Raw genomic sequence first — 25066 nt, forward strand, 5'->3', positions numbered from 1 at the left:
TGGCAAGAATATAGAACCAACTCGGAATACTGCTCAACATTCAAATGTACCCTCATTTCTCCGCGTAGCTATAATAATAGTAAAGTCGATTGTAATTGATGGAATCCCGATGCGAAGCGCTTCGTTCACCTTTTCTTCGCTAGCCCCCCAGGTCAACGGCGTCATGCGAATTAACTTCGCGAGTAGTTCCTGATCGAGCGGGAATTGGTAAGTAATTCGTTCCGTCTTCACAGCGCTAAAATGCTCCGCAACGCGAGCGGTCGGATCCGAATCTTGTTCGCGCTCGGTTTCGTCATAAAATACAGCACGCAGCTCTTTCAAATAGTCATTTTCAGGTACGACTTTCACAAACAATCCATCCGGTTTGAGGAGCCGAGAAAATTCAGCGTAATTAGCGGGCGATAAAATATTAAGAATGACATCAAATTGTTCATCGGCAAATGGGCAATTGGCAAGGTCCGCCACAACCCATATATGGCCTGGATGATCCTTTGCGGCGGCTAGAATTCCTTCTTTTGAAAGGTCAATTCCAACGCCTGTGACATTTTTTTTGAGTTCCCGGAGTATGGTCGATAAATGTGATCCTTCACCGCAACCCGCATCGATAATCGCCGCTTCTGGTTTATCTTCTAGTTGTGTTGAAATTAAGTTTGTAATACTATCTAGAACCGGATTAAAAAATCCGCTATCGATTATCGTTTTCCTCGCTTCAAAAAGGGCTTTATCATATTTCGTGAGATGTCCTCCCGTTGTCAGATTCGCATAGCCCTGTCTTGATAAGTCGAATGAATGATTTTCTGTGCAGACAAGCCGGGACTTGTCGATAAGTTTAAGTTCTGCCTCGCAAACTGGACAACTAAATAAATGGGCGTTCTTTTCAATTTGTTCGGCATTCATCATTTTTTTAGATATCATTGCTTTTGCTCCGTTCATCAGTTGTCTCTCTAGTATACATTTTGTGGACCGCTATAGGAAATCCTTAGTGGGAAACGTTTCCGCTATAATCACAGCCTTATTCGGGTTATACTATTAAAAAGGAGTTTATATTTATGAGAAGATTATTTCTTTTACTCTTAGTCATTGCCACAATTTATTTTATAAAACCGTTTTGGGAAGAACCTGTCTCAAAGTATTTTGATATTTCATTTCTAGAACCTTTCGATGAAAAGGTCGAAACCTTTTTGACAAGCGAATCGGTAATTTCCGCGATTGATTCGATAAATGATACGGTCGATAAAGCTTATTATTTCTTATCCTCAAAGACGGCGGATAAGAGCGCGACTGTTGATCATGTCGATAAACCGAAGCTAGTCAAACCTATGAATAGTAAGCTCGCGATTTATAATATAGAACTAGGAACGCCGGAAGCGGAAGTCACCGAGAAGCTTGGTGAACCAAATCGCGTTTCACTGAATGAATACGGTTCTACCTGGAATGCGTATCACGATGGCTACCATAATTTCATGATGCTTTCTTATGATAAGAACGATAAAGTCAATGCCATCTATACGAATGATGATTTAATTTCGTCCGATATCGGCATTGAGTACGGTTCCGCAAAATCAGTGGTACGGGAAACGTTCGGCGAACCGTTGAAAGAAATTCGCAAAGGATTAAATATATATATTTTACAAGACAGTGAGGAATTCGACTTGTTCGAGGTAGACGGCATGTATGCCTATGTGTTTTACGACTTGCATAAAGATGATACCGTTACCGCGATGCAACTCATTTCGACTTCATTGGAACGTAAAAAAACCGGCATGTACGCCGGCGGGGATCAAACGCTTCGAAACGGGTTCGAAGCTCAGCTATTCGACCTTACGAATGCTGCACGTGTCAGAAATGGACTAGCTGCGCTCCAATGGGATGATCCATCTGCCGACACCGCAAGAATGCATAGTGTCGATATGGCTGAGAATAATTATTTCAGTCATGACAACTTGGAAGGCAAATCTCCATTTGACCGCATGAAAGACAATGGCATCAAGTTTCGCAGCGCAGGCGAAAATCTGGCGTATGGCCAAACGAGCAGCATCTTTGCACATGAAGGCTTGATGAATTCGAAAGGCCACCGAGATAATATCTTGCAAGATATTTATAGTCATCTAGGGACTGGTGTTGCATTTAACGAAAAATCGACGCCATTTTATACCGAAACCTTTTTATTGAAATAAATTATTTAGCAGTAATTGCCGCGCATGCAATTCGGTCTCCGGAATTACCGGCAGGATCTGTTTCGTAATCGTCTGGACCTTCGTGAATGACAATTGCGCTGCCGTCTTTATCGAGGATGGAATTGTCCTTGCCTGGCTTCAGCGTGATATCCGTTAAGTGCAAGCTGACATTCACTTTTCCGTCTTCGTCAACTTCGATGTTTGGCAAATCACCTAAATGGAAACCTTTCGGATTATCAAAACCATGTTCTTTGGATGTCGGATTAAAGTGACCGCCAGCTGACTCGAATGTTGGCGGTGTGCATTCGCCTTTTTCATGAATATGGGTACCGTGTAGACCAGGTTTAAGCCCTTCCGCCTTAATATCGATGGTTAAGCCTTTGCCATCTTCAGTCAGCGTCACTTCCCCAATCTCTTCCCCATCGACATTTATCATCGGGGCACTCAGACTTTCTGTTTTATCACCACTGACAGGTAGTTTTGTTTTCTTCTGCAAGCAACCGGACATGACGAATACTAAACAACAACTGATAAACAGTAATAATATGCGTTTCAATAGAACTCCTCCTAGGAAAATGTTTTCATTTTCTTAGGATGTCCTATTTTTCACCAAATTATGCATGGTACTTTCCCCCACAACAAAAGCGACGCCTTCCTTACTTTTCGTAAGGAAGGCGTCGCTTTTTTTCAATCAAGAAATAATTTTTCTAATTCGAGTGGGACGATGGATAGTCCATCTTTGTAAACACGCATATTACCACCTGAAATTTCGTCAATCAGCATGATTTCATCCGTTTCACTATTGCGTCCAAATTCTAGTTTAATATCATAAAGTTCTAATCCTTTGGCCGCTAGCTCGTCTTTGACAATTTCAGATACTTCTTTCGTCAACGTTACGATTGTTTCATATTCTTCAGCTGTTAACAGGCCGAGTTGACTGAGCGCGTCTTGACTGATGGGCGGATCGTTGCGCTCGTCGTCTTTTAATGTCACTTCAACAAAGGCATCTAATGGTTGGCCTTCTTCGCAATATGCGCCGAACCTTTTAAGAAAACTTCCAACTGCGTGGTATCTGCAAATCACTTCAAGTCCTTTTCCGAATGCAGTTGCCGATTTTACTGTCATTGATACATCGTCGAGATCCGTAGTTACATAATGCGTCGGAATGTCTTTTTCCATCATTTTTTCGAAAAAGTATTTCGTCATGCGTAGTCCCGATTTCCCCATTCCTTCTATTGTCAGTCCAACCTGGTTCGCACCTGGATCAAATACGCCGTTTTCACCTGTTACATCGTCTTTAAATTTCAAGAGTACATTTCCGCCGTCTAGTTTATAGACGTCTTTCGTTTTGCCTTTATAGAGAAGTTCCATGAGCTCGTCCCTTTCCGTCCAACTTTATTCTTATAGCTCTAGTATAAAGGAATTTTGCGGGAAGAAAAAGAAATGTGTGGGATTTTGTGTTTTTATTGGTTTGTCGGTGGGTGCGGCGGAATGTGGCTTTGGTCGTTTCAGCCGCTTTTACAAATCAATCTTTTCCGCGTTACTTGATGCAGGTCAAGGATTCATTAGCAAAAGCGTCTTATGATGTATATAGAAAGTAAATACACTATTGGAGGATGAGAAAAATGAAAAAAGCAGTATTTGGTTTAGAGCCGTTGAGCTGTCCGACTTGTATTAAGAAGATCGAGAACACGGTTGGGAAAATGGATGGTGTGGAAGAAGTTAAGGTTTTATTTAATTCCAACAAGGTCCGCGCGCAGTTTAACGAAGATATTGTGCAGGCGGAGCAGATTCACGAAGTCATCACGAAGCTAGGTTATCCAGTTGTATCGCAAAAAGTTTCATAACTAATAAGAGAGGTGGAAAAGTCATGAACGCAAAACGCACTTCGCAAATTACCGCGGTAACTGGCATTCTTCTAGCCATTGCAGTCGGCCTCCATTTCGGGGGCCTACACGAATGGCGCCAAGGTACGCTTATCGCTGCCACGGTTATCGCAGGTATTCCAATTTCCTTAAAAGCATTTCAAGCATTAAGAATGAAAGCATTCAGTATCGAACTTCTTGTCACAATCGCAGTTATCGGTGCCCTCTTCATCGGCGAATATGTCGAATCCGCAGCCGTTACATTCCTCTTTTTATTTGGTGCATTCCTCGAAGCGCGCACGCTCGAAAAAACACGCTCCTCCCTTCGCTCCCTCATCGACATGGCCCCGATGGAAGCGACAGTCATGCGGGATGGTGAAGCAGTTATTATCTCGGTAGATGACGTGGAAAAAGGCGACCGCGTCATCATTCGATCCGGTGAAAAAGTAGCCATCGACGGTGCAATCGTTTCGGGTAAAGCTTCATTGAACGAAGCTGCCATCACTGGTGAATCAGTACCCGCTTCAAAATCAATCGACGACCGTGTATTCAGCGGAACGATTGTCGATAACGGATTTATCGAAGTCATTGCAGATAAAGTCGGCGATGACACGACATTCGCTCGCATTATCGAACTTGTCGAAGATGCCCAAGAAGCAAAATCGAAGACGCAAAAGTTCTTGGATCGATTCGCGAATGTTTATACACCGGCTATCGTAATCTTGTCTGTAGTCGTTTATATTTTCACTCGTAATATCGAAATGACGCTAACCTTCCTCGTTGTCGCTTGTCCAGGGGCGCTTGTTATATCTGCACCCGTATCCATCGTTGCAGGGGTCGGAAACGGCGCACGAAACGGTGTGCTCGTTAAAGGCGGAGACATCATGGAAACGCTCGCTAAAATCGATACCGTTGTTTTTGATAAAACAGGTACGCTCACAAGAGGTCGCCCGGAAGTGACAGATATTCATACCTTTTCCGTTGATGAAAACGATTTACTTCGCATCGTCGCGGAAGCTGAAATGATTTCAGAACATCACCTTGGGCAAACAATCGTGAAAGAAGCTCGAAAACGCGATATTCCCCTTTTGAATGAACCCGAAGAAGCCGAAGTCATTGAAGGAAATGGTATCCGCGCACAAATCGAAGATAAACTGCTCACGATCGGTAATCGAAAATTGATGGCTGCTAACGGAATCAATGTGGAAGATACAGTGGAAAGTTATGCTGTGAAACGCGAAAAACTTGGCAACACTGCAATTTTTGCAGCAGTAGACGGTGTCGTTGCAGGGATTTTCTCCATTGCCGATCAAATTCGACCAGAAGCCAAAAGTGCTCTGAATGAACTTCGAGCAAGTGGCGTGAAACAAATTATCATGCTGACCGGGGATAACCGCCATACTGCGGAACTGGTCGGAAAACAGCTTGGATTAGATGCGATCCATGCCGAACTACTTCCAGAAGACAAAGTAGCCATGATTCAAAAGTTGAAAGATGCAGGACACAAAGTCGCAATGGCTGGAGATGGCATTAACGATGCACCCGCAATCGCAACAGCGGACATCGGGCTCGCGATGGGAGAAGGCGGAACCGATATCTCGATGGAAACAGCCGACGTCGTCTTGATGGCCGACAGACTCGATCAATTCTCGCATGCTTACTCGCTCGCCAAAGCAACAATTCGAAATATGAAACAAAACACATATTTCGCAGTTGGCACAGTTGTCCTTCTTCTCGCCGGCGTTCTCTTAGGAAAAGTATTTCTCGCATCCGGTATGCTCATCCACGAATTGAGCGTACTCCTCGTTATTCTAAACGCAGTGCGATTAATACGGTATACTAAAAAGCAAGTAGACGTAAAACAGCCGGTGCCGATTTTGCAAACAGAATGAATTGGGGGGACAATTGATGGGTAACAATCAATGTGAACATCACGTCGAAGGTACGGTCGAGATGCAGAAAATGTGCATCTCAATTGTACCGATATTCAACCATTTAGATGCGAATGAAATGAGCGAGATTGTAAAAGAAACCAACTCTGTAAAACATCCTCGCGGTCATACAATCTATCATGCCGGGGATACTTCCGATGGACTCTATATCGTACACAAAGGTCGAGTGAAGATTTATCGTTTATCCGAGACAGGCAAAGAACAATTGGTTCGTATTTTGGGACCTGGAGATTTTACAGGCGATCTTTCATTATTCACAGAATCGGTTCATGATTCTTATGCAGAAGCAATGGAACCCGTGGAACTATGCGTCATGAGCCGGGATAACTTTCAACAGTTTATCTTAAAATATCCGGCGATTTCGCTGAAAGTTCTTGGCGAGTTTTCTAGAAGATTAGCGAAAACTGAAAAACAAGCGGCGAATATCGCGATGGAAACTGTTGAGACACGCATTGCGATGTATTTAGCGGAGGTTTCCGATGAAACGATGAGTAAAACCGTAATGCTACCAATGAGTCGAAAAGATCTTGCCTCACACCTCGGGACGACACCTGAAACGGTCAGTCGGAAACTTGCGGACTTTGAAGATAATGGCTGGATTAGGCAGCTAAATAATCGTGAGATTGAAATTGTTGATTTAGATGCTTTGCTTCTTATTTAGCTCGGTGATGAGAACTGGATTTTCAGAATAATATTATGTATAATGGACATATACTGAAAGAGAGAAACGCAAATGCATTTCTCCCACAACCTCTACCGTCAGGGTGGTGGTTATCAAAGTGTTTTATTTTCTTCGTGAACCACCCCTTTGCTTGCGACGGCGCGGGGTGGTTTTCTTGTTCTCTAATACATTTTTCCTGAAAAGAAATGCGCTTGTCCCTCGCACAATCCCCTTTAGAACTTCTACTAGAAATTCAAGAAATGTTTCCATGATTATCACCTCCTTTCCAAACAAAATGGAAAGAAAGGATTGATAACCATCCACCCTCACAATATTCAGTTGTGGTTTAATAATATCATGTTTTGATTATTTAAATAACTATAAATGAATATATTAATCATTCAATCTTTCGACAAACGCACTGACTTCATAATAAAATAGACCATCGAACCAAATATAATCAGTAAGAATACAGGCGAAGACCAAGCGCCCAATGAATCATGTTCGCCAATGGCAACCTGAATGCCTTTCCAAGTCAAATAGGAAAATAAGAGGACACATTCATTTTTTAATACATTAACAAGCAGGCGGCCATTCAAATATTGCGCACGGGCATTATCCTTCGTTAAATTCATATAGTTATACACATGTGGAAACTTTTCCAAAAACGTCATGCCAATCCACATCAAAAGCGCCGTTATGGGTAAAATAAGTATCTCGCCTTTGCTGCCCCAACGATTTACTTCTCCAGCGGCGTTGTAATGCGCAGGAATTTCACTCGGTATTATTGTCCATGACGAGATAAGGTATACGATCGTCCCGACAAATGCTGCCAATGTAATGACGTTAAGAAACAACTCTAACGGAGTAATTTTCAAGTTCAAAATCGGCCTGTTATTCAATTCGACCATCTCCTCTCTATCAATATTACGGAAAATTATCCGTTAAGTTTCATTGGTTTAGGGAATACATAAACAAAAGAATTGAAATCATCCCATGCGCTTTGAATTACGCACTTCCTTATGGCATAATAGAACAGTTCCAGAAATATACATACGTAAAAAGGAGGTCCCAAAATGTTTTTTATAGAAACAAAACGAATTGCTGTCGTTATTTTCGGATCATTATTACTTGCAGTTTCCCTGAACTTTTTCTTAATCAATGCGAATGTCTATGCAAGCGGTTTTGCTGGGGCTGCCCAGATAACATCAAGTGTATTCGAGGATTATTTAAATATTAACTTAAGTACAGGAATTTTATTATTACTATTTAATATCCCGGTCTTTATTTTAGGATGGTTCAAAGTAGGAAAAGGTTTTACCATCTATAGTATTGTTTCCGTTATTTTTGCTACGATTTTCTTAGAAATCTTACCTGTCATTTCGGTTTCAGATGACATTATTCTAAATGCTGTCGTTGGGGGTGTGATTGCCGGTATCGGTGTTGGGATATCTTTAAAACTAGGTGCTTCTACAGGCGGCATGGATATCGTTGCAATGGTATTATCGCGCTTGCAAGATAAACCGATTGGTTTGTATTTTTTGTCACTTAACGGCATCATTATTGTCCTTGCAGGAATTCTTTATAAACCTGAAAATGCTTTATACACAATGCTTGCGCTTTATATAACTACAGCTGTAATCGACATGATTCATACGCGCCATGAGAAAGTGACTGCTATGATTATTACTCGAAAAGCCGATGAACTGCAACAAGCCATTCACCAAAAGATGGTGCGCGGAATAACAATTTTACCCGCAAAAGGAGCTTACTCGAAAGAAGATAGAAATATGTTGTACCTCGTCATCACACGTTATGAATTATACGATTTAGAAGCGATTATTAAAGAAGTCGATCCGCATGCTTTCACAAATATTGTGCAAACGGTAGGGATTTTCGGATTCTTTAGACGAGAAGGCGATAATATCGCTTAATGAAATATAGGGTTTTATTCCAACAGAGAATCCATGTAAATTGGGTTCTCTTTTTCATTTCAAAAATCGAATAGTTATGCTGAATTGGGGGAAAGTAAATTCAAATTGGCTGTAGGAGAGATTGAATGAGAGCTGTGACTTATCAAGGTCCAAAAGATATTAAAGTGAAAAAGGTCGATGCACCGAAAATTGAAAAGGCCGATGACATCATTATCAAAGTCACTTCAACGGCAATATGCGGTTCTGATTTGCACATCTATTTAGGGTCGGTGCCGACTCACAAGGATTATGTTATCGGGCATGAACCGATGGGTATTGTAGAAGAAGTTGGCCCCGCGGTAACCAAGTTGAAAAAGGGTGACCGTGTCATCATTCCCTTCAATCTTTCGTGCGGAAATTGTTTTTATTGCGAGCATGAAATGGAAAGTCAATGCGACAATTCCAATCGAAATCCGCATGTCGATACGGGCGGATTTTTAGGTTTTACTGAACGGTACGGCAATTATCCTGGCGGGCAAGCTGAATATTTACGCGTTCCTTACGGTAACTTTACGCCTTTCCTCATTCCCGAATCATGTGAACTACCCGACGAATCCCTTCTTTTTCTTTCTGATGTTCTACCGACTGCTTATTGGAGTGTCGAAAACGCCGGGGTTAAAAAAGGTGACACAGTAGCGGTCCTCGGATGCGGGCCAGTCGGACTTATGGTACAGAAGTTCGCTTGGATGAAGGGAGCGAAGCGCGTAATTGCTGTCGATCATGTACCTTATCGTTTAAATCACGCCGTCAGGATGAATCAGGTAGAAGCATTGAATTTTGAAGACTTCGACGATACGGGAGGACATATTAAAGAAATGACCAGTGGAGGTGTTGACATTGTTATCGATTGCGTTGGTATGGACGGTAAGAAAAATATTTTCGAAAAAGCAGGACAAAAAATTAAACTGCAAGGCGGTACGTTGAGCGCGATAGATATCGCTCACAATGCCGTCCGTAAATTCGGAACTATTCAACTCACTGGTGTCTACGGGCTGCTTTACAACATGTTTCCACTCGGTGATCTTTGGGAAAGAAACATCACGTTAATGATGGGTCAAGCCCCAGTCATCCACCACATGCCAACACTTTTTGATATGATTACTAATCGCGAATTCGACCCATCCGAAATTATCACACACATCGTACCGCTCGAAGAAGCCGCCATCGCGTATCAGCGTTTTAATGATCATGAAGACGACTGTATTAAAGTTATATTGAAACCTTGATTAAGTTAGGAACTATAAGCCTTTTGTGGTTATAGTTCCTTTTTAAAAACATGATTATAACGGTTCCGAATCAATTAATAACGAGGTGACTACATGAAAAAAACCTTATTTTTTATGTGTGTTTTATTTTTTATAATAAGTTTTAGTTTATATCCAAAAGCTGAATCTACAGATTTCCCCTATCTAAAACCTGTGTGCCCTGTTTCTGATGAGTTAATAAAAACGAATGATAACGATAAAGATGAGCTCTTACAAAAACTAAATAAATTAATTCCAGATGCCTATCCAGATGATATATACAGTGAATGGATCGTGAAAGAAGCAAAACCTTTACGCTCATTAATCGGAGTCCCTTACGAGGAGGCCTATTATGGAATGGCAAATAAGTTATGCAATAAAAAAACAGCTAATTACTCTTGGTTAATTAAAGTTGAATTTCCTAAGTTATTACCGTCTGCAAGTGCTGCTTCAGGGGTAATGTTTGTCATTAAAGATAAAGACAACGGGTGGCATGTTTGGTATACCTATCGATAATACGACTAAAGAAAATCACTCATCCATTATAATAAAATAAATGAGTGATTTCTTTTTAAAACTTTTTATTTCGATATTACAAATACTCCCCCGCAATGGGATATGCGGTGAAATTCCAATGTACAAACATCACCCAGAACTGAATGAATTTCATCTGCAACAAAATAAAATTCATCTTCATCCCAATAACCAGCACTTTCCTTTCTGCATTTTTCAAGATCTTCACGTGTTTGAAAAGCGATATCGCCAATGAAAATCTTGCCATCGTCGTTTAGTAAAGGTAGTAGTTGTTGAATGAATGTGATTTTAGCTTCATCTGTTAAATGGTGCAGTGCATAGCTGCTGACGATTGCATCATATTTCTTGGTTATAATTTCATTAGGTATACCATTTGAAATATCCCACTCGATTAAATTCGCCAGCGGCATTTTGGCTTGAGCTATCGCAATCATTTCGCCCGAGAAATCTATCCCATCTATTTGATGTCCATTTTCGTATAGTTTACTCGTTAACACGCCCGTACCAAATCCGATATCCAATACCTTGGATTGAACAGTTTGCATCACTTCATTAAAAATCGTATTTAAGATTTTTTTATAGCCAGCGAATGGATATACATTACTTTCTTCACTTACTTTTACCGTTTGATCGTACTCATTTGCCCATAAATCGAAACCTTGCTTGTTTAGCATTAAATGCCCTCCTAGTAGTAGAACGACTGGCGAGCATTCTATTTACCCGATTAGTCGCGCATTTTGTCTCCATTGCTACTCTGTTGTTGAATTGTTGGATTATTTTTCATAACAAACTCCACCTTTCCTAGTTACTACAATATTACCATAATTCACAAGTGACTATAAGATTCGTCGAACAGAATATCCTTTGTTTCCTTAGGCGTTGCAAACCATTTTAATAGTTGGTTATGATGATTGATGATTTGCTGAGCGGAAAGTTCCGCGGAATCCCAAGTGCTATGCGCATCGGAGACCAATGTCACTTCATATCCTAAACTAAATGCCCTTCTGCAAGTGGTGTCAACACAAATTTCGCTTTGAATACCTGTCAGTACCAAGTGTTCGATATTCTGCTTTTGAAGTTGGTTATGTAAATCTGTCTTGTAAAAAGAGTCAGGCGTCGTCTTCTGAATGATATTACTAGATGAAGTTGGTCTGACTTCGGGATGAATTTTCCAACCCTCAGTCCCCTTTTCTAATACGCCGCCAGTCATCGCATTGTGCTGAATATAGAATATTGGAATGTTATGTTTTCTAGCATCAACGATAAGATGTTTTATGTTGAAAAGAATTTGTTCCGAATTGTATACAGAGTCTTCTTTCGTGAACATACCATTTTGAACATCAATAATTAAAAGAGCCGTCTTTTTCATATTGAACCCCCCACTCGTTTGTTTACTAGAATGAATCATTCAGGAATCGCGATCAATTGCCGTCATATAGTAAATCAAAAAATCAGTCCATCGCTCATTTTCAAAAGAAAACTTTTCTCTCACACATTCGAACTGAAAACCGGTTCTCTCTGCAAGCTGAATAGATGGCTTATTATCAAGGCTAATATGTAATTCGATTCGATGAAAGCCCAATGTCGAGAAAAAAACTTTCGTTGCAGCTAACACACTTTCAGTCGCATAACCGTTTTTCCAAAACTGATTGTGGATGGAATAACCCATCATCGCCCATTGATAGTCACTGCGTAAAATTTTTGTTAGTTCTACCTTTCCAACATTAACGCCATCTTCTTTTCGAAATAAACCTAAAATATACATGTCATCCTTAACAGCCATTTCACGAAAACCATTAATCCATTTAACAAACCAGGCTTCTGTAGATAATGGCATATCTAATGGGCGGATGATTAATCTCTCGGTTTCAATATGCAACTGAAAATTTTTCAAAAAAACCCTCCTTACGGTGCTACTAATTCTACTTTTATACGATCAGGATCTTCGAAAAAGACGGCATAATAATCTTTCCCGCCGGCGTATGGATGCCTATCCGTATAAAGTATCGTAACGCCCATTGCCTTTAACTTCCGGGTAATATCATCAACCTGCGCACGTGTTGCTGCATGGAACGCTAAATGATTAAGCCCCACTCGGCTTCTGTAGTAAGGAACATCCAAAAACCTTTCTTCCGTTTGAACAAAAACAATATACGTTTCACCAAGCCGCAAACTGATTCCGCCATCCCACTTTTGGAACACATCATAGCCCAATTCTCCTAAGAACCAACTCCAAAATTCAACCGTTTTCTTCAAATCAGACACATAAATTTCTACGTGATGAAGAACTCCTTTTGACAATTAAACTCCCCCTTATCAAACGTAATAAACTCTTATATATATGCAGGTAAGTCCTTTATACTTTTTATTTCATAAATATTGTCATTACAATAAGTAGAACCTACACCTATGCCAAAACCCTGCATTTTCATATTGATAGTTAATTCAATATCCACCGGCGAATCGCCAACCATAAATGATTTATTAATATTTATATCCGGATATTTTTTTAATGCGTCCATAATCATTCCCGTTTGTGGCTTAATACAAGTACACCCTTCATTTCGTTTATGGGGGCAATAAAATATATCCAAAACTTCAATTCCGTGAAGAGCCAACTCATTTAGCATCATTTCTGTAATTTCTTTGTACTGTTCCATCAATATAAATCCTTCATTTAGTAAATATTGATTTGTAATGATAATAATTTCATAGCCTTTTTCCTTAACAGATTTTAAAGTCTCAATTGAATCTGGCAAAAACACCGGTTTTTTGATGTATGTCCATTCATGATCCGGATAGTCTTCAATTATCGTTCCATCTCTGTCAAAAAATGCAACTTTCAATTTAGACACCCTCATTTCTTATTAATAACCTTTATTGCCCATCGTGACTATTAATAAAACTTCATATTTTGATGGGCTCCTTATTTATCGATTTATGCGCTTACTCTTTTCCACATGCTAAACAGCGCATATCTTTGTCTTTTTCCCCGTAAATTCGCAGCTCTTTTTAATTCCACACGCCTCACATACTTCAATTTCTATTTGAGGTACTTCGCCGTTCTCAGCAGCTGGAACCCAAGCTGTTTCATAAAGGGTTTTACTCATTCCATAGTCAATCAACACTAACTCATTTTTATTATTTAGTCCGTAATTGCTGCTATCCCTAATATCAAACACATCGAATTTAGTGTCGAGTAGTTCCAGACATTCTTCAAACTGGTTAGGAAAGTCCCAAAAACCTACTCGCTCATTTATGTCAAAGGATTGATAATCGTACATGGGTAATTCTTTAAAATAGTGTTGAATGCACACTTGTTCATCCGCATAATAAGTCGGTGCAAACATCTTCCCAAAATCATTTTTCTTCATGTATTTATAAATTTCAAGTTCTCGTTGAGATTGCAAGTACCCGATTTCATGAAGATTTACTTTAAATACATAATTCTCCCAACGATATACTTTTCTCGTGGATCCTATTCCGACAAAATTATTCTCTACACAAAAAGACTGCCAATCGCGAAGGAGCTCTGCAATCACAATAATCCCTCCAATAAATCACTACAATTACGTCCATGTTTGATCTAATTTATCCGAATAAAAGCCAATCGCTTTCTTATAATCTAGTATTTCTTCATTTGTTGTCGTCTCAATCAAAGAATTTAGCAATAACTCCATTGCACGGCCATGCTCTTTTAAATTGTATAAAGTCATCGCATAAAAGACTTTAATGGCTTCATTGTTTGGGTACAAGTCAATTCCCTTTTGAAATATTTCTTCAGACTTTGCGTATTCACCTAATGTTCGATATGTACTTCCCAATCCTATGATGGCACCTTCCAAGTCTTTTCCTGATAATCCGAGTTGAATCGCATTTTCATAATAAGACACTGCTTTTGATTCCAAACCCAACACATCAAAACTCCACGCGCATTGATAGTTGATGAACGCATCATTTGGATATTCATCTACTAACTTGATAAGCAATTCGTTCGATTCCTTTTGTTTACCTGTTTTCCTCATTTCAATTGCCTTATCTATTTCTATTTGCATTGGGTCCGCCTACCTATTCATTTTTAATTAATCTAATATTAACACAACTCTACATAAATTATTACTAGTATAATAAAAAAAGTCGCCTAAGCAACCAATTAATTTACTTCTATGGAGAAAGCATAGTATGCATCGCCGTGGGATACGTTCGCTTCTTTTTCATCCATCCAAAATACGCTATAGATATAATAATAGATTCCTTCTTCCGTTGGAGCTGTGAATCGATTATTTTCCATCTTTACTTCCGTATCATCATTTTCGTTATCCATCTTTCCTAAGTAGATCTCGTTAGGTTGTGGGTTATAGTTCATCACGATGGTTATTTTTTCACCCCGGTTTACCTTTATAGGATCTTTTCCTTCTAAAAGTTTATGTGGCCCCACAGTATCTGCGCACATGTTTTTCCAACAATAGCTGCCAAGCACGGTTGCATATGTCTCATTTCCAATTTTCACAACGGTTTTTGGCGGCTTTTCCCCTGACATGGATTCAGCTTCACTCGAACATCCGGTCAAACCAATCCCTAGAAACAGCAAAAGTAATAACAACCACCTGTTCATACAATCCCCCCATTTATATATTAGACGGAATTGTTGAATTAAAGTTACTCTTTAGCACAATTTGATGACATATGTTTTTGCAATGATGTCGTAAAGGGATTGTTTATTTTTCGTGAAAATCGTGGTTAATATATAAACAAATATGAGTGCATAAATGACGCCGCCAATTAAGGAATAACTTATCGGTACAGCTTCATCACCTATAGCTACCATGCGATAAACAAGAAAATGCGATAGCTCCCAAGGGAAAAACTTCAGGACTGTCCGAAAAATTGCTCGCGGTATGGATAATGCTTTTCCGTTTGCATCTACTACCCGAATACCCATCTTTTTCTTTCCAATCGATTGGCCGCCAATGACTGAATCACAAACAATAAAATAAATAGAAATCGGTAATGTCACCATTAAGAAGCCCATGAATTGGGCCGTAATGAGTGATCCTTGAAACAACTCTTGAATAGATGGAAATAAGAATATATTCAACACAACTAACAAAACTAAGTAAGCAAAAATGAGGACGTAATCAATTAAGAAAGCTTTTAGACGTATTAAAAAAGTAACGTTCATGCGCTATACCTCCTCTTTTAACATATTGATAAAAATTATGTAGGCAACATAGTAATACTTTGGTAATATGAAAGAAAACTAGGTGGTGTATTATGTCTTCGAATCATAAATCTCCTGGCATTTCAAACGCGCTCCAATATTCCTTACTTTTTGTTTCGGGTGTCATTCTTACGGTTATTCTTCTTATACTTGAATTTCCTAGCGGGCTTGTCATCGTTATCATTATGGGACTTTCTGTTTCCATTTTCACGATTCGACCGATGTACCTCATTTACAAATCAAAATCACTTCCCGCAATTAATCGGTACGTCATCAAAAATCAGAAAAAGCCGATGTTCGGATATGCTTATGCACTCGCTCATGGGGATAACCAGGATATCGAAGATTCTTTAAAAAGGATTTTGAAAAAGTATAAACAGAAAGAAATACAAACGGTCTACGGAGCTAATTTAGCACTACACCATAGTGATGCAGATGCTTTACTAGAATTTGCAGAAAAAATGACCAGAAAAGATTATAAAGAATATTACTTAGGTGCGGCTCATTTGTTGAGCAGTGATGAAGTGTTGGCCAATAAATTCGTAGCGAAACTGTCAACACCATGGATGATTCACTCATCGAACGCATCCATCGCGCTACGCAACAAAGACGGGGAAACATTCCGATTGGAAGCAAATCGATCTGTAGAGAGTGCTGCGGGTTTACAAAGATATATTTTGTATCATATGTTTGAACGGATGGAAGAAGAAAAGTTTTCGTAAATAACTTTAGGGTGTAACGTCAAAGCTACACCCTGTTAAAATAACTTGCCCCCACCTATTTAACTTTAACCGGTGTAGCGATACTTAGGTCCACTAAATAAGCTGTTGGATTATCATGATCATCCTGTAAATCAATGATTACATTTGTAAATCCTGCTTCACCGACTATTACTCCGTCAAATTTTATACTTAAAACAATATAATCTTTATTGAAGTAATTTATTTTTACTATTCCTGCCCCGCTAGTTTTCAGACCAAGTTTTTTGGAAATATGTTTATATTTAAGCTCAAATTCTGACTCATATATATCATTTCCCTCTATATAATTCTCAATTGCTTGGATTCGTTGGCTACCTTCCCCAAGCTGTTCTTTATCGCCATCGATGTAAACGAACTTACCATCGTTACTTAAAAGATCATCTTTTTTAAGTTTGATTAGTTTATTCTTATTGGTATCAAGAATGTCAACACGATTAAATAACTCTTTATATTTGCCATTTTCATCTACTGATGGAAACGAACCATAAAAGTTTTCTAGTTTTTTCGAATCAACTATATCAATAGTTTCTTCGTGTTTAAGTTGCGTCAAAGTTATGTTAGATAGGTTATTATCAATGAAAAGATAATATAATTCTCTTTTCATACCAATTTTCTCGATATCCTCAAGCGTCAATACAAAACTATTCTCATTCACTGCAATGATATTTACAATAAAACCTTTAGCTATTTCAAAATTATTCATCTTCATTAATTCATCCAGGTCTAGTATGCTTTCATTTCCTCTTATTTTTATTAAATAATTGATTGCTTTCTACTTTTTCTATTGAAGGTAAGTTCCTAGCTTCCTCGCTGCTTAATGGGTGATGGAGAGCTGTGACATTTTCTTTTAACTTTTTAATCGAAGCCTGAACATCATTGGTTTCAAATAATCGATTGTATTCTTTTTTCAATTGTACTTCCGTAAACTTATAGTAATTTATTTTCCCTAGTTTTTCAGTATGATTTTTCACCGAATAGATAAAGGCATTATCCTCTTTGATAAGCTCGTTATCCCCGTTTAATAAATAGCTTTTCATAAACTCCATTAATGCAGGAGTATCTTCTGTTGGAAATCCTTCCTCGTAGGTCACGTTTCCATTTATGCAGCCGAAGAGAAGTAGAGCACTTGTTAATATGCATACCAAACCAATAAACCTTTTTCTATTCAATGTCATTCCCTACTCCCTTTTGCTTCTGCTTTAGATTCACATTCCTAATTAATTCGATAAAGTCCTCATCTACAGTTTCATTATTATGTCCTGGTTTATACAGTAATCCGATGCCTTTCACCTCATATTTTAATCGGGTGTCAATTATACTTCCCAACAATTTTCCTTGTTGACTATCGATTGAAACAACATCATCACCTGTAGTTTCTTTTATTCCTGGATTGTAGCTCGAACCTTTAAAGACAAGTCTATAGCCACCCACTGCCGTTATTTCCATTTCATCAAGTTTTCGATAAACTTCGGGATTTGCAGCGTGTAAATTCTTGATACTTACTATTTTCCACTCCCCGATACCATCTCAAATGGAACTTCTGCGCCGTTTGCAAAGGCTTGGATTTTGTCGTACTTTTGATCTTGCCTAATTTTATAGAGTGCTTGATGTTTTAAGTTTTCATTGGAATCGTCTTCCGTATACGCTACTTCGTAGAAAACATTCAATGTGTCTCCGTCACCTTCTACATCAAATTTGGTGAAATATGCCGCTTTATCCCCTTGTTGAACGTTACGGCCGTTTAAAAAAATATAAATCTCTTTCTCTCCGTTGTAATAAAGATAGGCTCCGTTTTCATCATCAATTACTTCCAGAAAACTACGGAGATCTTTATTGGCCTTTCCGCTATTTATTTCAGTATAGGTTAAATTTGAATTACATCCCGACAATAAAAAAATTAATCCTACTAGCATGAGTAATTTCTTCATGTGAATTCCCCTCCCTAGTTCGCGATAAAAGCATAGGTTGACATCGGTTTTACATCAACTTCCTTTAAAGATTCTTCCAACAAATTCACTTTGGATTTAATCAATGTTTTCAGTTTATCTGGCAGATTTTTTATTTCACTTAATTCAAAATCATAATCAGTTAACATTTGATCGATTTCCCATTTTGCGTCTTGGAGTTTAGCGGAGGTTATAGATTCTTCTTCGACGATAGTCCAGCCCGTATTTACAGCTATATTTTGAATATCATTCGGCGTAAAGAGTGTACGTACATTCGAAAGACTGTTTTCTTTAAAACATTCATATTGCGCTTGTAGTAGGATTGCTAAAAAATGTGGGTATTGCTCAATTGATTTGATGCGCGGGTCCCATTCCGCGTAACAAAGCTGCGCTCCCCATTTCCTTGTTTTCCGTAACACTTCAGTGAATTCCTCAAAAGACTTGAAGTACCAAGAACAGTGAGAGATTACAATATAATCAAAGGATGCTTCTGAAAAATCTACTTCGGGTGAAAGGATATCAATTTCGAAATCCATTTTCAGTTGATTTCCTAACTTTGATTTTCTAAGATGATCAGCAGAATCCCCTAAAGTTATAGGTGCTCCATAATCGGGTGATGCAATGTCAATTCCGTGTACAAAACCCGTGTCACCTACAAGATATGCCAATACAGCCGTTGTGTCACCTTGACCACAACCGATCTCGAGCACTCGACTGCCTTCCTTTATTCCCCAAAACTTCGCAAGTTTTAGTCGATGTTCAGTTTGGGCGGTTTGTATCGTTGAATCGCCGCCGTATATTGGCATGCAACTGACAATTGTATTTACTGCGTTTTCATTCATAAAGTCACTCCTTCTCTGTCGCATTCCATTTTTCATTAAATTCATCATAAGCTTCGGTCCAATGATAAGGTTGAACTTCCGATAACTTTTTGAAAACTAAATTGTCAGGTTCGCTTATTGCAACTTTGACACTCGGGCCCCAGTAAAATAATCTTTCTTGACAAATACCACATGGTGTAAGGATTTTGAATGCTGACTTTTCATCATCACGAACAACGCATATCGAAAGTGTAATTTTCTTGTTCAGTTTATGCGCTTCTAATATCGCGCCTGTTTCTATACATAATTCAGTCGATGCATTGATTATTTCTGGTGCAACACTTGTAAGTAAAGTGCCATCTTCTAGCGCCATTGCAGCAGCTCCGCCCCAGCCTGTTGGGTACCTTTTCTTTATGAGGTCAGTGGCTGCCTTGAATAACTTTTGCTCGATTATCATGATAATTCCCCATTTATAGTTTTGTTTAGTTCATTAATACAGAATTAACCCGATAACGATGAAAAATATTATAAGGATGATTGCACTATAGGTTTCAAGAATCCATACATTCGCATTTCCATTATATTTCCATTGCAAGAATCCACGGATAAACGAAATGAGAATGAAAAATGGAATTAAAACAAACAATACATTGAAATCATCGTTTGTGAAAACCAGCGCAGATGAAATTACTAGATAAAGAATGAAACAAATGGTCAATAAGATAATTTGAAGTTTCTTAATCGGCTTACTTAAGGGGTTTCCTTTTCGATCAATATTATATTTTCTTTTCAAAAAGTATTCCGAGATGAAACCAATAACGATAAACACGACACCCACAACAATTAGTTCTTTCATAATTAAACACCCCTTATCTTCCGTTTGTTGTAGTTGCCATTGACTTCAATCCGATATTCTTCATTCTGGATTTCCACCCTTATGTCCAACAATTCCTTTTAAAATGCTCCAGATCCACCACCGCCGCCACCCGTTCCACCACCACTACTAGACGAGGAATTTGAGGTTCCACTGGCATCGACATTTGCATTTTTGTTCGCACTTGCAAATGAATTGGACATGAACACCGGATTATAGTAATAGAAGCTTTCATTCGTATGCACAGTTCTTTGTTCAGCGGTGGCGAATTCATTAAATTGCTTCATAACCCTCTTGTCACCTGTTCCAACGGAAAATGCGTAAGCGCGGAATTTGTCATCCGTTTCGAGCAGGTTCCATTCATCCAAATCTAGATTGTTAAATGCTTGACGGAACTGTTTCCACTCTTCAAATAAACGGTGTCCTTCCATATTTCGCGACCTGTAAAAAATCGCAATAAGCCATGAGCTAAAGGCAATAAAGGCTGCAATCGCTATGAGAAAATACAATTCATAACGGCCAAATTGAATCGCACATACTGCAAAAACGGCTCCTAATCCAACCAATAACCAACGGATTCCTGGTGTTTTTTCAATAAAGTTATATTTTTTAACTTCCTCTATAACCCCCGTTCGCCATGCCGATAATAACTTGCTATATGTCGAATGATTCTTTTTTTTTTAGTGTATGTTTCCAAATCAGCGACATCAAAATATTGGCTATCCCCGACTTCATCAAACAGCAATTCAATTAACGCTGCTTCATGCGCATGTTGTACATCGCGATGAATCAGTTCAAATTGTTTGTCGGAAAGTTGCTTCACAAATCCTTGGCGAACTAAATCGAGTAACGCCGCAGCAGTAGCACCTGGTGTTAGGACACCGCTGTTCGAATAATAGATCGTCGCTGGCATGCTGAGTTTTTCTTGCGGAACTAAGGATTTGTTAGTTTTCAAGTCATCAAAAACGGCTAGTTTATAATCGCGTCTTTTCTTATACATTGACCCCATCAGGACAAAAAGAAGAATTCCGCCAATTGGCACCCCGAACATCCCGTATTTCTTGGTTTTTTCCTGATTAGCGGAAATTTTTTTTAGTTCTTCCGCCATAAGGCCTTTTTCTGCTTTCAATTCATCGCGAATCATGCCGTTTTGTACAACAATCGCTGGGAACAATTCTGGTTCATAGACAACGCGGATATCTCCGTTTTCACCGGCTGACACATTTCCTAAACGAAATTCTACAATCCCGTTCGATTGGAGATGTCCCTTTTCATATGCCGAATCATATCCAAGGAAAAGCACATCATGTGCCGCAACTGGGGGATGCACCATGATTGTCATATGGCCGTAATCAGTTTCATTTCTGTTATCGAAAAACGGCCAATAAAATTGTGCTCCATCTTCGTATTTCTCCATCGCATTTACTATTCGATAACGCATTTCTACTTCAATGGTTTCATTCTTCCCGGATCTGAATATTTTGTAGGTTCTTTTTTCACGTTCAACATTAAGCGGTTTGCCATTTTCAAAAGCCTCAAAATCAGCAATGGCTGCGCCCTTTTTCGGAATCAGGTCACGCGTAACCCCGTTAAATTTACCTTCGAAGACATATGTATGTTTTTCAACGACGTCCGCATCGCCGTTCTCTTGTAGATGCGCTTCAATCACCACATCTGATATTTTAAATTCAACCGCCAATGCCGCGGTCGGTATAAGTAGTAAAATTATGAGTAAAAATGCTGGAACGATCTTTTTCCAACTCATCGTCATCACCTCTCCCTACAGTACTTTACGAAACAAGTAGCGGAAAGGATTCAAATTATTAGAAACTCAAGATTGTTTCCTTAATAAAATCCATTTACAATATAGGGTGCGAATTGTACAATTGAGCATAATTCATTACACAGAACATAATAGAAATAAGCTTAAGGGAGGTTCCAAAATGCCAGTCCTATCCATGCTCATCTATGCTTTCGTCGCTAGTTTTACACCGGGGCCAAATAATATCATGTCATTGATGTTCGCCAATCAATATGGATTCAAAAGGACGGTTCGATTTTGTTTAGGTGTGGGTACAGGCTTCTTTGCCCTCTTATTACTTAGCAGTTATTTTAATCTACTTCTAAAAAACTATATTCCAAAGATCGAGTTCTTTATGGCGATTGTGGGTATGGTGTATATGTTGTATCTTGCATTCATTATTATTCGGAGTAAAGGGGATAGCGAGGATCCAAATGGTGGAAAATATAATAGTTTTGTCGCAGGTGTATTTTTACAATTCGTCAATCCAAAAGCTGTACTCTATGCGCTTACAGTCGTTTCTACTTTTGTCCTGCCTTACCATACAAGCAATTCTAGCTTATTATTTTATTCAGTCGTACTTGCAGTTATAGGATTTATGGGCACTTTTAGTTGGAGTATTTTTGGATCGCTTTTCAAAAAATTCTTAGCGAAGTATAGAAGTCAGTTTAATATTGTGATGGCTTTATTGTTGGTGTATAGTGCTGTATCGATTCTAGTGAGATGAAATTAATTATTGAGCAACAAAAAAGAACCCACTTATGGATTCTCGTTAGATGTAGCATCCTTATTTATTTCAAAAACATCGATGACATGCTTACTGAAAACGACACAAACCGTTTTATCCTCTTTACTAAAATAGCGCACTAATTCGCTACTTTCTTCATCAATCGGCGTCCAACCCCACTCATGAATTTCGTTCAAGTAATGCGTTTGAGGACCTTCATGATTTTCTCCGCCAATATTTTTGAGTTTGTACTTCGCAGACTTTGTAATTTCGTCCGTGCATGCTTCGGGTTTCAATTCGCCTGCATTTTTCGGGATCGGAAAACTGTAGTTAATCAACGAAATTCTGTAGCCTTCTTCTTCACTAAACGTATTGGCGCACCCCATCATCGTGCCTACCACTAGTAATAAGATGAATATCCGTTTCACAGCAGTCCCCCCTAATAAAACTTCACAAGCTACTGCTTTCAGATTACTGTGAAAGTATCTCTTTGTCACGCGACATATTTGTGACAATTGAAGAATGACGTTCAGGTCTATTCAAACATCGTAAAACGTATTAATTTATAAAGAATCCACATTCAAAGATAGAAGAAGTGCTCCTCGACTTTTTAACCTATGTTTCAATATTTATCAATAATGAAAGGGGAGGTAAAGCATGGGTTTAATATTATATTTAATCATTGGCGGTGTCATCGGTTGGTTCGCGGGAATCATTTTAGGAAAAAACATGCCAGGCGGAGTCATAGGTAATGTTGTTTCCGGTATCATCGGTGCATGGATTGGAGGCAGATTACTCGGAAATTGGGGTCCAAAACTCGCTGACTTTTATGTTGTCCCCGCAATCATCGGAGCAGTTATTTTCGTTATTATTTTAAGTTTCGTTATGAAATCAATGCCTAAGAAATGGTGAGCACAAGGCGGTCAACTTAAATCTTCTAAAATATAAAGGAAGAACACTGGCCTATGCTTGTTTAGCGTTCTTTCTTTTTATTCCGTAGGCTCTTCTCTCAACCCGTAAGATTTCCACTATGGTATATTAAAATCTCATCAGTTTGGTTAAAAGTATGTCTACTTGATTTGAATTCAGCGTCAAAGGGTAAGCCGCGCGTCTTAAACAGTTTTGTTCGGATTGTATTTTACGATATATTCCTCGTAATCTAACACTTCCACGGCGTCAGACCAATGCAATACCGTACCGACGAAATCTCTTATATCTAATCCCTTCATCTCATAGGTTGTGTCTGTATTCACTGTTCCTGTTGCATTTTCGATGAAGGTCACTTCATATCCTCTGTCAAATCCAGCAATCGCAGTAAACATGCAACAAAACTCTGTATTAAAACCTGTTATGAAAAGATGTTTGACACCGAGTTCCTCCAATACTGTAGCTAAATTCGTGTTGTAAAAAGAACTTGGTGTTTGTTTCTCAATCACAAGATCTGCATATTTCTTAATAGAACTATGTAATTCAGAGCCTGCGGACCCTTTATAAAGCGGACTTTCCTCTTCAGCATCCAAATGCCTCACAAAAATTACTGTTCTTCCATCACCTTGGAAATCTTGAATGACATTTTCTATTAAGGATAATTCTTCTTGAAAATCTCCAAAGTTCACGATTCCATTCTGTACATCAATGACTAGTAATGCTTGCATGATTCCATCTCCTTTTTAAAAAACTAGTTTACGTCTCTTTTCCATCAAAAACTTTCATCTTCAATCCGATTATTGATCACTACTTTTATTCGCCACCGCTTCAAAAGTAATTGCGCCCCTTGGGTTTTCTGGGTATTGTCCATAGTTGTAATCCGAAGAAATGACGATATTATGAAAGCCGTTTTCCTCCAACATTAGTTTGAATTCTTCCACCCCGTACCAACGAAGCGGAAAACGTTCTAACTCTGTTTGTAAGAGTGTCCCCTTACGCCATTTTTCATATCGACCATGGGATATTGTGTATTGGTGAATATGATTGATTTCCACAACTTTATTTTCTAATGTAATTACATCACCATTCGGAGATTCCCATGTTCTTGTTGATATTTCACCTATAGCGATTTCCGTTTGCATAAATAAATCAACAATTAGCCTTCCGTTGTGCGCTAGATGATGATAAAAGTTTTTTAGCGCTAGAATCGAATCCTCTCTTTGATGCAATAAGAGAAACGTTCCAGCAGGGATAATAATTGCATCATATTTTGCATCTACTTCAAATGACTCCATTTTCGCCTCAAAAAGGAGCGGATGTAAATCCCTCTCTTCACAGTTCGTTTGGCATATCGACAACATATCTGCTGAACTATCAAAGCCATCGACCTGTAATCCTTTTTCCAAAAGCGGAATAAGGATACGTCCCGTACCGGTTGCAGGCTCAAGAATTCGTCCTTTGCAACCTTCTAAACGTTCTAAATAAAATTCAATATCTCCGAATGAATGACCAACAGGTTTATCCAAATCATAAACTTCTGATGATAATCGGTTATAATAACTTAACAAATAATTGCCCCTCT

General features: G+C 38.8%; 36 protein-coding genes. 10 read left to right on the plus strand and 26 right to left on the minus strand.

Going from position 1 to position 25066, the window contains the following annotated elements; translation table 11 throughout:
- Nucleotides 1–33: 33 nt before the first annotated feature.
- Nucleotides 34–933: a methyltransferase domain-containing protein gene (locus JSQ81_RS10240; protein WP_249336515.1), complete on the minus strand. Its 900-nt coding sequence runs from the start codon at nucleotides 931–933 to the stop codon at nucleotides 34–36.
- Between the two features lie 116 nt (nucleotides 934–1049).
- Between JSQ81_RS10240 and JSQ81_RS10245 the strand changes: the two genes are divergently transcribed.
- Nucleotides 1050–2177 carry a CAP domain-containing protein gene (locus JSQ81_RS10245; RefSeq protein ID WP_212604004.1) on the plus strand — a complete coding sequence of 376 codons (1128 nt, stop codon included), beginning with the start codon at nucleotides 1050–1052 and terminating at the stop codon, nucleotides 2175–2177.
- Nucleotide 2178: 1 nt separating this feature from the next.
- Here the strand turns inward: JSQ81_RS10245 and JSQ81_RS10250 are convergent, their stop codons facing one another.
- Together JSQ81_RS10250 and JSQ81_RS10255 are read right to left on the minus strand one after the other, a co-directional pair.
- Complete coding sequence (locus tag JSQ81_RS10250) at nucleotides 2179–2733, minus strand: superoxide dismutase family protein (protein WP_305849461.1); 555 nt, start codon at nucleotides 2731–2733, stop codon at nucleotides 2179–2181.
- A 131-nt stretch (nucleotides 2734–2864) separates the two neighbouring features.
- Nucleotides 2865–3548, minus strand: coding sequence for a phosphoribosylaminoimidazolesuccinocarboxamide synthase (locus JSQ81_RS10255; protein WP_212604005.1), 684 nt, complete (start codon nucleotides 3546–3548; stop codon nucleotides 2865–2867).
- Nucleotides 3549–3802: 254 nt separating this feature from the next.
- On the opposite strand from JSQ81_RS10255, the gene JSQ81_RS10260 reads away from it, so the two are divergent.
- From JSQ81_RS10260 to JSQ81_RS10270, 3 genes are read left to right on the plus strand one after another with little or no spacing between them, the layout of a single operon-like run.
- Nucleotides 3803–4024 carry a heavy-metal-associated domain-containing protein gene (locus JSQ81_RS10260; RefSeq protein WP_212604006.1) on the plus strand — a complete coding sequence of 74 codons (222 nt, stop codon included), beginning with the start codon at nucleotides 3803–3805 and terminating at the stop codon, nucleotides 4022–4024.
- A 23-nt stretch (nucleotides 4025–4047) separates the two neighbouring features.
- Nucleotides 4048–5934: a heavy metal translocating P-type ATPase gene (locus tag JSQ81_RS10265; protein WP_212604007.1), complete on the plus strand. Its 1887-nt coding sequence runs from the start codon at nucleotides 4048–4050 to the stop codon at nucleotides 5932–5934.
- Between the two features lie 16 nt (nucleotides 5935–5950).
- Nucleotides 5951–6655, plus strand: a complete 705-nt coding sequence (locus tag JSQ81_RS10270) for a Crp/Fnr family transcriptional regulator (RefSeq protein WP_212604008.1) — start codon at nucleotides 5951–5953, stop codon at nucleotides 6653–6655.
- 123 nt (nucleotides 6656–6778) lie between these two features.
- Here JSQ81_RS10270 and JSQ81_RS10275 read toward each other — a convergent pair whose 3' ends face one another.
- Complete coding sequence (locus tag JSQ81_RS10275) at nucleotides 6779–6925, minus strand: hypothetical protein (RefSeq protein ID WP_212604009.1); 147 nt, start codon at nucleotides 6923–6925, stop codon at nucleotides 6779–6781.
- Between the two features lie 131 nt (nucleotides 6926–7056).
- Nucleotides 7057–7557, minus strand: coding sequence for a DUF1648 domain-containing protein (locus tag JSQ81_RS10280; RefSeq protein ID WP_212604010.1), 501 nt, complete (start codon nucleotides 7555–7557; stop codon nucleotides 7057–7059).
- A gap of 174 nt (nucleotides 7558–7731) precedes the next feature.
- On the opposite strand from JSQ81_RS10280, the gene JSQ81_RS10285 reads away from it, so the two are divergent.
- The 3 genes from JSQ81_RS10285 (at nucleotide 7732) to JSQ81_RS10295 (ending at nucleotide 10388) form a co-directional block, all read left to right on the plus strand.
- Nucleotides 7732–8589 (plus strand): YitT family protein, encoded by an 858-nt coding sequence (locus JSQ81_RS10285; protein WP_212604011.1) that lies wholly within the window; start codon nucleotides 7732–7734, stop codon nucleotides 8587–8589.
- A 125-nt stretch (nucleotides 8590–8714) separates the two neighbouring features.
- Nucleotides 8715–9854, plus strand: coding sequence for a zinc-dependent alcohol dehydrogenase (locus tag JSQ81_RS10290; RefSeq protein WP_212604012.1), 1140 nt, complete (start codon nucleotides 8715–8717; stop codon nucleotides 9852–9854).
- Nucleotides 9855–9947: 93 nt separating this feature from the next.
- Complete coding sequence (locus tag JSQ81_RS10295; RefSeq protein ID WP_212604013.1) at nucleotides 9948–10388, plus strand: hypothetical protein; 441 nt, start codon at nucleotides 9948–9950, stop codon at nucleotides 10386–10388.
- Nucleotides 10389–10453: 65 nt separating this feature from the next.
- On the opposite strand, the gene JSQ81_RS10300 is transcribed toward JSQ81_RS10295, so the two are convergent.
- From JSQ81_RS10300 to JSQ81_RS10340, 9 genes are all read right to left on the minus strand, one after another.
- Nucleotides 10454–11080, minus strand: a complete 627-nt coding sequence (locus JSQ81_RS10300; RefSeq protein ID WP_212604014.1) for a class I SAM-dependent methyltransferase — start codon at nucleotides 11078–11080, stop codon at nucleotides 10454–10456.
- A 152-nt stretch (nucleotides 11081–11232) separates the two neighbouring features.
- Nucleotides 11233–11775 carry a cysteine hydrolase family protein gene (locus tag JSQ81_RS10305; protein WP_212604015.1) on the minus strand — a complete coding sequence of 181 codons (543 nt, stop codon included), beginning with the start codon at nucleotides 11773–11775 and terminating at the stop codon, nucleotides 11233–11235.
- 39 nt (nucleotides 11776–11814) lie between these two features.
- Nucleotides 11815–12300, minus strand: a complete 486-nt coding sequence (locus tag JSQ81_RS10310; RefSeq protein ID WP_371812338.1) for a GNAT family N-acetyltransferase — start codon at nucleotides 12298–12300, stop codon at nucleotides 11815–11817.
- Between the two features lie 11 nt (nucleotides 12301–12311).
- Complete coding sequence (locus JSQ81_RS10315) at nucleotides 12312–12707, minus strand: VOC family protein (protein ID WP_212604016.1); 396 nt, start codon at nucleotides 12705–12707, stop codon at nucleotides 12312–12314.
- A gap of 32 nt (nucleotides 12708–12739) precedes the next feature.
- On the minus strand, nucleotides 12740–13252 hold the full coding sequence (locus JSQ81_RS10320; RefSeq protein WP_212604017.1) for a D-glycero-alpha-D-manno-heptose-1,7-bisphosphate 7-phosphatase: 513 nt from the start codon (nucleotides 13250–13252) through the stop codon (nucleotides 12740–12742).
- Between the two features lie 117 nt (nucleotides 13253–13369).
- Nucleotides 13370–13948 (minus strand): hypothetical protein, encoded by a 579-nt coding sequence (locus JSQ81_RS10325; RefSeq protein WP_212604018.1) that lies wholly within the window; start codon nucleotides 13946–13948, stop codon nucleotides 13370–13372.
- A 27-nt stretch (nucleotides 13949–13975) separates the two neighbouring features.
- On the minus strand, nucleotides 13976–14461 hold the full coding sequence (locus JSQ81_RS10330; protein ID WP_212604019.1) for a tetratricopeptide repeat protein: 486 nt from the start codon (nucleotides 14459–14461) through the stop codon (nucleotides 13976–13978).
- Nucleotides 14462–14559: 98 nt separating this feature from the next.
- Nucleotides 14560–15021 carry a hypothetical protein gene (locus JSQ81_RS10335; protein ID WP_212604020.1) on the minus strand — a complete coding sequence of 154 codons (462 nt, stop codon included), beginning with the start codon at nucleotides 15019–15021 and terminating at the stop codon, nucleotides 14560–14562.
- Nucleotides 15022–15072: 51 nt separating this feature from the next.
- Complete coding sequence (locus tag JSQ81_RS10340) at nucleotides 15073–15588, minus strand: RDD family protein (RefSeq protein WP_212604021.1); 516 nt, start codon at nucleotides 15586–15588, stop codon at nucleotides 15073–15075.
- A 92-nt stretch (nucleotides 15589–15680) separates the two neighbouring features.
- Here JSQ81_RS10340 and JSQ81_RS10345 point away from each other — a divergent pair, with 92 nt between their 5' ends.
- Nucleotides 15681–16349, plus strand: a complete 669-nt coding sequence (locus JSQ81_RS10345; protein WP_212604022.1) for a hypothetical protein — start codon at nucleotides 15681–15683, stop codon at nucleotides 16347–16349.
- Between the two features lie 55 nt (nucleotides 16350–16404).
- Here JSQ81_RS10345 and JSQ81_RS10350 read toward each other — a convergent pair whose 3' ends face one another.
- From JSQ81_RS10350 to JSQ81_RS10390, 9 genes are all read right to left on the minus strand, one after another.
- Complete coding sequence (locus JSQ81_RS10350; RefSeq protein ID WP_212604023.1) at nucleotides 16405–17097, minus strand: hypothetical protein; 693 nt, start codon at nucleotides 17095–17097, stop codon at nucleotides 16405–16407.
- 25 nt (nucleotides 17098–17122) lie between these two features.
- Entirely contained in the window at nucleotides 17123–17563 is a 441-nt protein-coding gene (locus JSQ81_RS10355) for a hypothetical protein (RefSeq protein WP_212604024.1), read from the minus strand.
- Complete coding sequence (locus JSQ81_RS10360) at nucleotides 17550–17819, minus strand: hypothetical protein (RefSeq protein ID WP_212604025.1); 270 nt, start codon at nucleotides 17817–17819, stop codon at nucleotides 17550–17552. Before JSQ81_RS10360 ends, JSQ81_RS10355 begins: the two co-directional genes overlap by 14 nt.
- Before the next feature lie 71 nt (nucleotides 17820–17890).
- Entirely contained in the window at nucleotides 17891–18316 is a 426-nt protein-coding gene (locus JSQ81_RS10365) for a membrane lipoprotein lipid attachment site-containing protein (protein ID WP_212604026.1), read from the minus strand.
- Between the two features lie 14 nt (nucleotides 18317–18330).
- Nucleotides 18331–19176, minus strand: a complete 846-nt coding sequence (locus JSQ81_RS10370; protein ID WP_212604027.1) for a class I SAM-dependent methyltransferase — start codon at nucleotides 19174–19176, stop codon at nucleotides 18331–18333.
- 4 nt (nucleotides 19177–19180) lie between these two features.
- Nucleotides 19181–19612, minus strand: a complete 432-nt coding sequence (locus tag JSQ81_RS10375; RefSeq protein ID WP_212604028.1) for a cytidine deaminase — start codon at nucleotides 19610–19612, stop codon at nucleotides 19181–19183.
- Between the two features lie 33 nt (nucleotides 19613–19645).
- Nucleotides 19646–20011, minus strand: coding sequence for a DUF4181 domain-containing protein (locus tag JSQ81_RS10380; RefSeq protein ID WP_212604029.1), 366 nt, complete (start codon nucleotides 20009–20011; stop codon nucleotides 19646–19648).
- Nucleotides 20012–20109: 98 nt separating this feature from the next.
- Nucleotides 20110–20595: a hypothetical protein gene (locus tag JSQ81_RS10385; protein ID WP_212604030.1), complete on the minus strand. Its 486-nt coding sequence runs from the start codon at nucleotides 20593–20595 to the stop codon at nucleotides 20110–20112.
- 53 nt (nucleotides 20596–20648) lie between these two features.
- Nucleotides 20649–21794, minus strand: a complete 1146-nt coding sequence (locus JSQ81_RS10390) for a DUF2207 domain-containing protein (protein WP_212604031.1) — start codon at nucleotides 21792–21794, stop codon at nucleotides 20649–20651.
- 178 nt (nucleotides 21795–21972) lie between these two features.
- Here JSQ81_RS10390 and JSQ81_RS10395 point away from each other — a divergent pair, with 178 nt between their 5' ends.
- On the plus strand, nucleotides 21973–22557 hold the full coding sequence (locus JSQ81_RS10395) for a LysE family transporter (protein ID WP_212604032.1): 585 nt from the start codon (nucleotides 21973–21975) through the stop codon (nucleotides 22555–22557).
- A 32-nt stretch (nucleotides 22558–22589) separates the two neighbouring features.
- Here JSQ81_RS10395 and JSQ81_RS10400 read toward each other — a convergent pair whose 3' ends face one another.
- Nucleotides 22590–22985 (minus strand): hypothetical protein, encoded by a 396-nt coding sequence (locus JSQ81_RS10400; RefSeq protein WP_212604033.1) that lies wholly within the window; start codon nucleotides 22983–22985, stop codon nucleotides 22590–22592.
- A gap of 229 nt (nucleotides 22986–23214) precedes the next feature.
- On the opposite strand from JSQ81_RS10400, the gene JSQ81_RS10405 reads away from it, so the two are divergent.
- Nucleotides 23215–23469 (plus strand): GlsB/YeaQ/YmgE family stress response membrane protein, encoded by a 255-nt coding sequence (locus tag JSQ81_RS10405; RefSeq protein WP_212604034.1) that lies wholly within the window; start codon nucleotides 23215–23217, stop codon nucleotides 23467–23469.
- A 200-nt stretch (nucleotides 23470–23669) separates the two neighbouring features.
- Here the strand turns inward: JSQ81_RS10405 and JSQ81_RS10410 are convergent, their stop codons facing one another.
- Nucleotides 23670–24212: an isochorismatase family protein gene (locus JSQ81_RS10410; protein ID WP_212604035.1), complete on the minus strand. Its 543-nt coding sequence runs from the start codon at nucleotides 24210–24212 to the stop codon at nucleotides 23670–23672.
- Between the two features lie 69 nt (nucleotides 24213–24281).
- Nucleotides 24282–25052 (minus strand): class I SAM-dependent methyltransferase, encoded by a 771-nt coding sequence (locus JSQ81_RS10415; protein ID WP_212604036.1) that lies wholly within the window; start codon nucleotides 25050–25052, stop codon nucleotides 24282–24284.
- Nucleotides 25053–25066 lie beyond the last annotated feature (14 nt).

The sequence above is a fragment of the Sporosarcina sp. Marseille-Q4063 genome (genome assembly GCF_018309085.1).
In the GTDB taxonomy this organism is placed as follows: Bacteria; Bacillota; Bacilli; order Bacillales_A; family Planococcaceae; genus Sporosarcina.

Bases quoted from the DNA above. Each gene is read 5' to 3' on its own strand.
- JSQ81_RS10240 (WP_249336515.1), bottom strand. From the start codon at position 933: ATGAACGGAGCAAAAGCAATGATATCTAAAAAAATGATGAATGCCGAA.
- JSQ81_RS10245 (WP_212604004.1), top strand. From the start codon at position 1,050: ATGAGAAGATTATTTCTTTTACTCTTAGTCATTGCCACAATTTATTTT.
- JSQ81_RS10255 (WP_212604005.1), bottom strand. From the start codon at position 3,548: ATGGAACTTCTCTATAAAGGCAAAACGAAAGACGTCTATAAACTAGAC.
- JSQ81_RS10260 (WP_212604006.1), top strand. From the start codon at position 3,803: ATGAAAAAAGCAGTATTTGGTTTAGAGCCGTTGAGCTGTCCGACTTGT.
- JSQ81_RS10265 (WP_212604007.1), top strand. From the start codon at position 4,048: ATGAACGCAAAACGCACTTCGCAAATTACCGCGGTAACTGGCATTCTT.
- JSQ81_RS10270 (WP_212604008.1), top strand. From the start codon at position 5,951: ATGGGTAACAATCAATGTGAACATCACGTCGAAGGTACGGTCGAGATG.
- JSQ81_RS10275 (WP_212604009.1), bottom strand. From the start codon at position 6,925: ATGGAAACATTTCTTGAATTTCTAGTAGAAGTTCTAAAGGGGATTGTG.
- JSQ81_RS10285 (WP_212604011.1), top strand. From the start codon at position 7,732: ATGTTTTTTATAGAAACAAAACGAATTGCTGTCGTTATTTTCGGATCA.
- JSQ81_RS10290 (WP_212604012.1), top strand. From the start codon at position 8,715: ATGAGAGCTGTGACTTATCAAGGTCCAAAAGATATTAAAGTGAAAAAG.
- JSQ81_RS10295 (WP_212604013.1), top strand. From the start codon at position 9,948: ATGAAAAAAACCTTATTTTTTATGTGTGTTTTATTTTTTATAATAAGT.
- JSQ81_RS10300 (WP_212604014.1), bottom strand. From the start codon at position 11,080: ATGCTAAACAAGCAAGGTTTCGATTTATGGGCAAATGAGTACGATCAA.
- JSQ81_RS10305 (WP_212604015.1), bottom strand. From the start codon at position 11,775: ATGAAAAAGACGGCTCTTTTAATTATTGATGTTCAAAATGGTATGTTC.
- JSQ81_RS10330 (WP_212604019.1), bottom strand. From the start codon at position 14,461: ATGCAAATAGAAATAGATAAGGCAATTGAAATGAGGAAAACAGGTAAA.
- JSQ81_RS10335 (WP_212604020.1), bottom strand. From the start codon at position 15,021: ATGAACAGGTGGTTGTTATTACTTTTGCTGTTTCTAGGGATTGGTTTG.
- JSQ81_RS10340 (WP_212604021.1), bottom strand. From the start codon at position 15,588: ATGAACGTTACTTTTTTAATACGTCTAAAAGCTTTCTTAATTGATTAC.
- JSQ81_RS10345 (WP_212604022.1), top strand. From the start codon at position 15,681: ATGTCTTCGAATCATAAATCTCCTGGCATTTCAAACGCGCTCCAATAT.
- JSQ81_RS10350 (WP_212604023.1), bottom strand. From the start codon at position 17,097: ATGAAGATGAATAATTTTGAAATAGCTAAAGGTTTTATTGTAAATATC.
- JSQ81_RS10355 (WP_212604024.1), bottom strand. From the start codon at position 17,563: ATGACATTGAATAGAAAAAGGTTTATTGGTTTGGTATGCATATTAACA.
- JSQ81_RS10365 (WP_212604026.1), bottom strand. From the start codon at position 18,316: ATGAAGAAATTACTCATGCTAGTAGGATTAATTTTTTTATTGTCGGGA.
- JSQ81_RS10370 (WP_212604027.1), bottom strand. From the start codon at position 19,176: ATGAATGAAAACGCAGTAAATACAATTGTCAGTTGCATGCCAATATAC.
- JSQ81_RS10375 (WP_212604028.1), bottom strand. From the start codon at position 19,612: ATGATAATCGAGCAAAAGTTATTCAAGGCAGCCACTGACCTCATAAAG.
- JSQ81_RS10380 (WP_212604029.1), bottom strand. From the start codon at position 20,011: ATGAAAGAACTAATTGTTGTGGGTGTCGTGTTTATCGTTATTGGTTTC.
- JSQ81_RS10390 (WP_212604031.1), bottom strand. From the start codon at position 21,794: ATGAGTTGGAAAAAGATCGTTCCAGCATTTTTACTCATAATTTTACTA.
- JSQ81_RS10395 (WP_212604032.1), top strand. From the start codon at position 21,973: ATGCCAGTCCTATCCATGCTCATCTATGCTTTCGTCGCTAGTTTTACA.
- JSQ81_RS10405 (WP_212604034.1), top strand. From the start codon at position 23,215: ATGGGTTTAATATTATATTTAATCATTGGCGGTGTCATCGGTTGGTTC.
- JSQ81_RS10410 (WP_212604035.1), bottom strand. From the start codon at position 24,212: ATGCAAGCATTACTAGTCATTGATGTACAGAATGGAATCGTGAACTTT.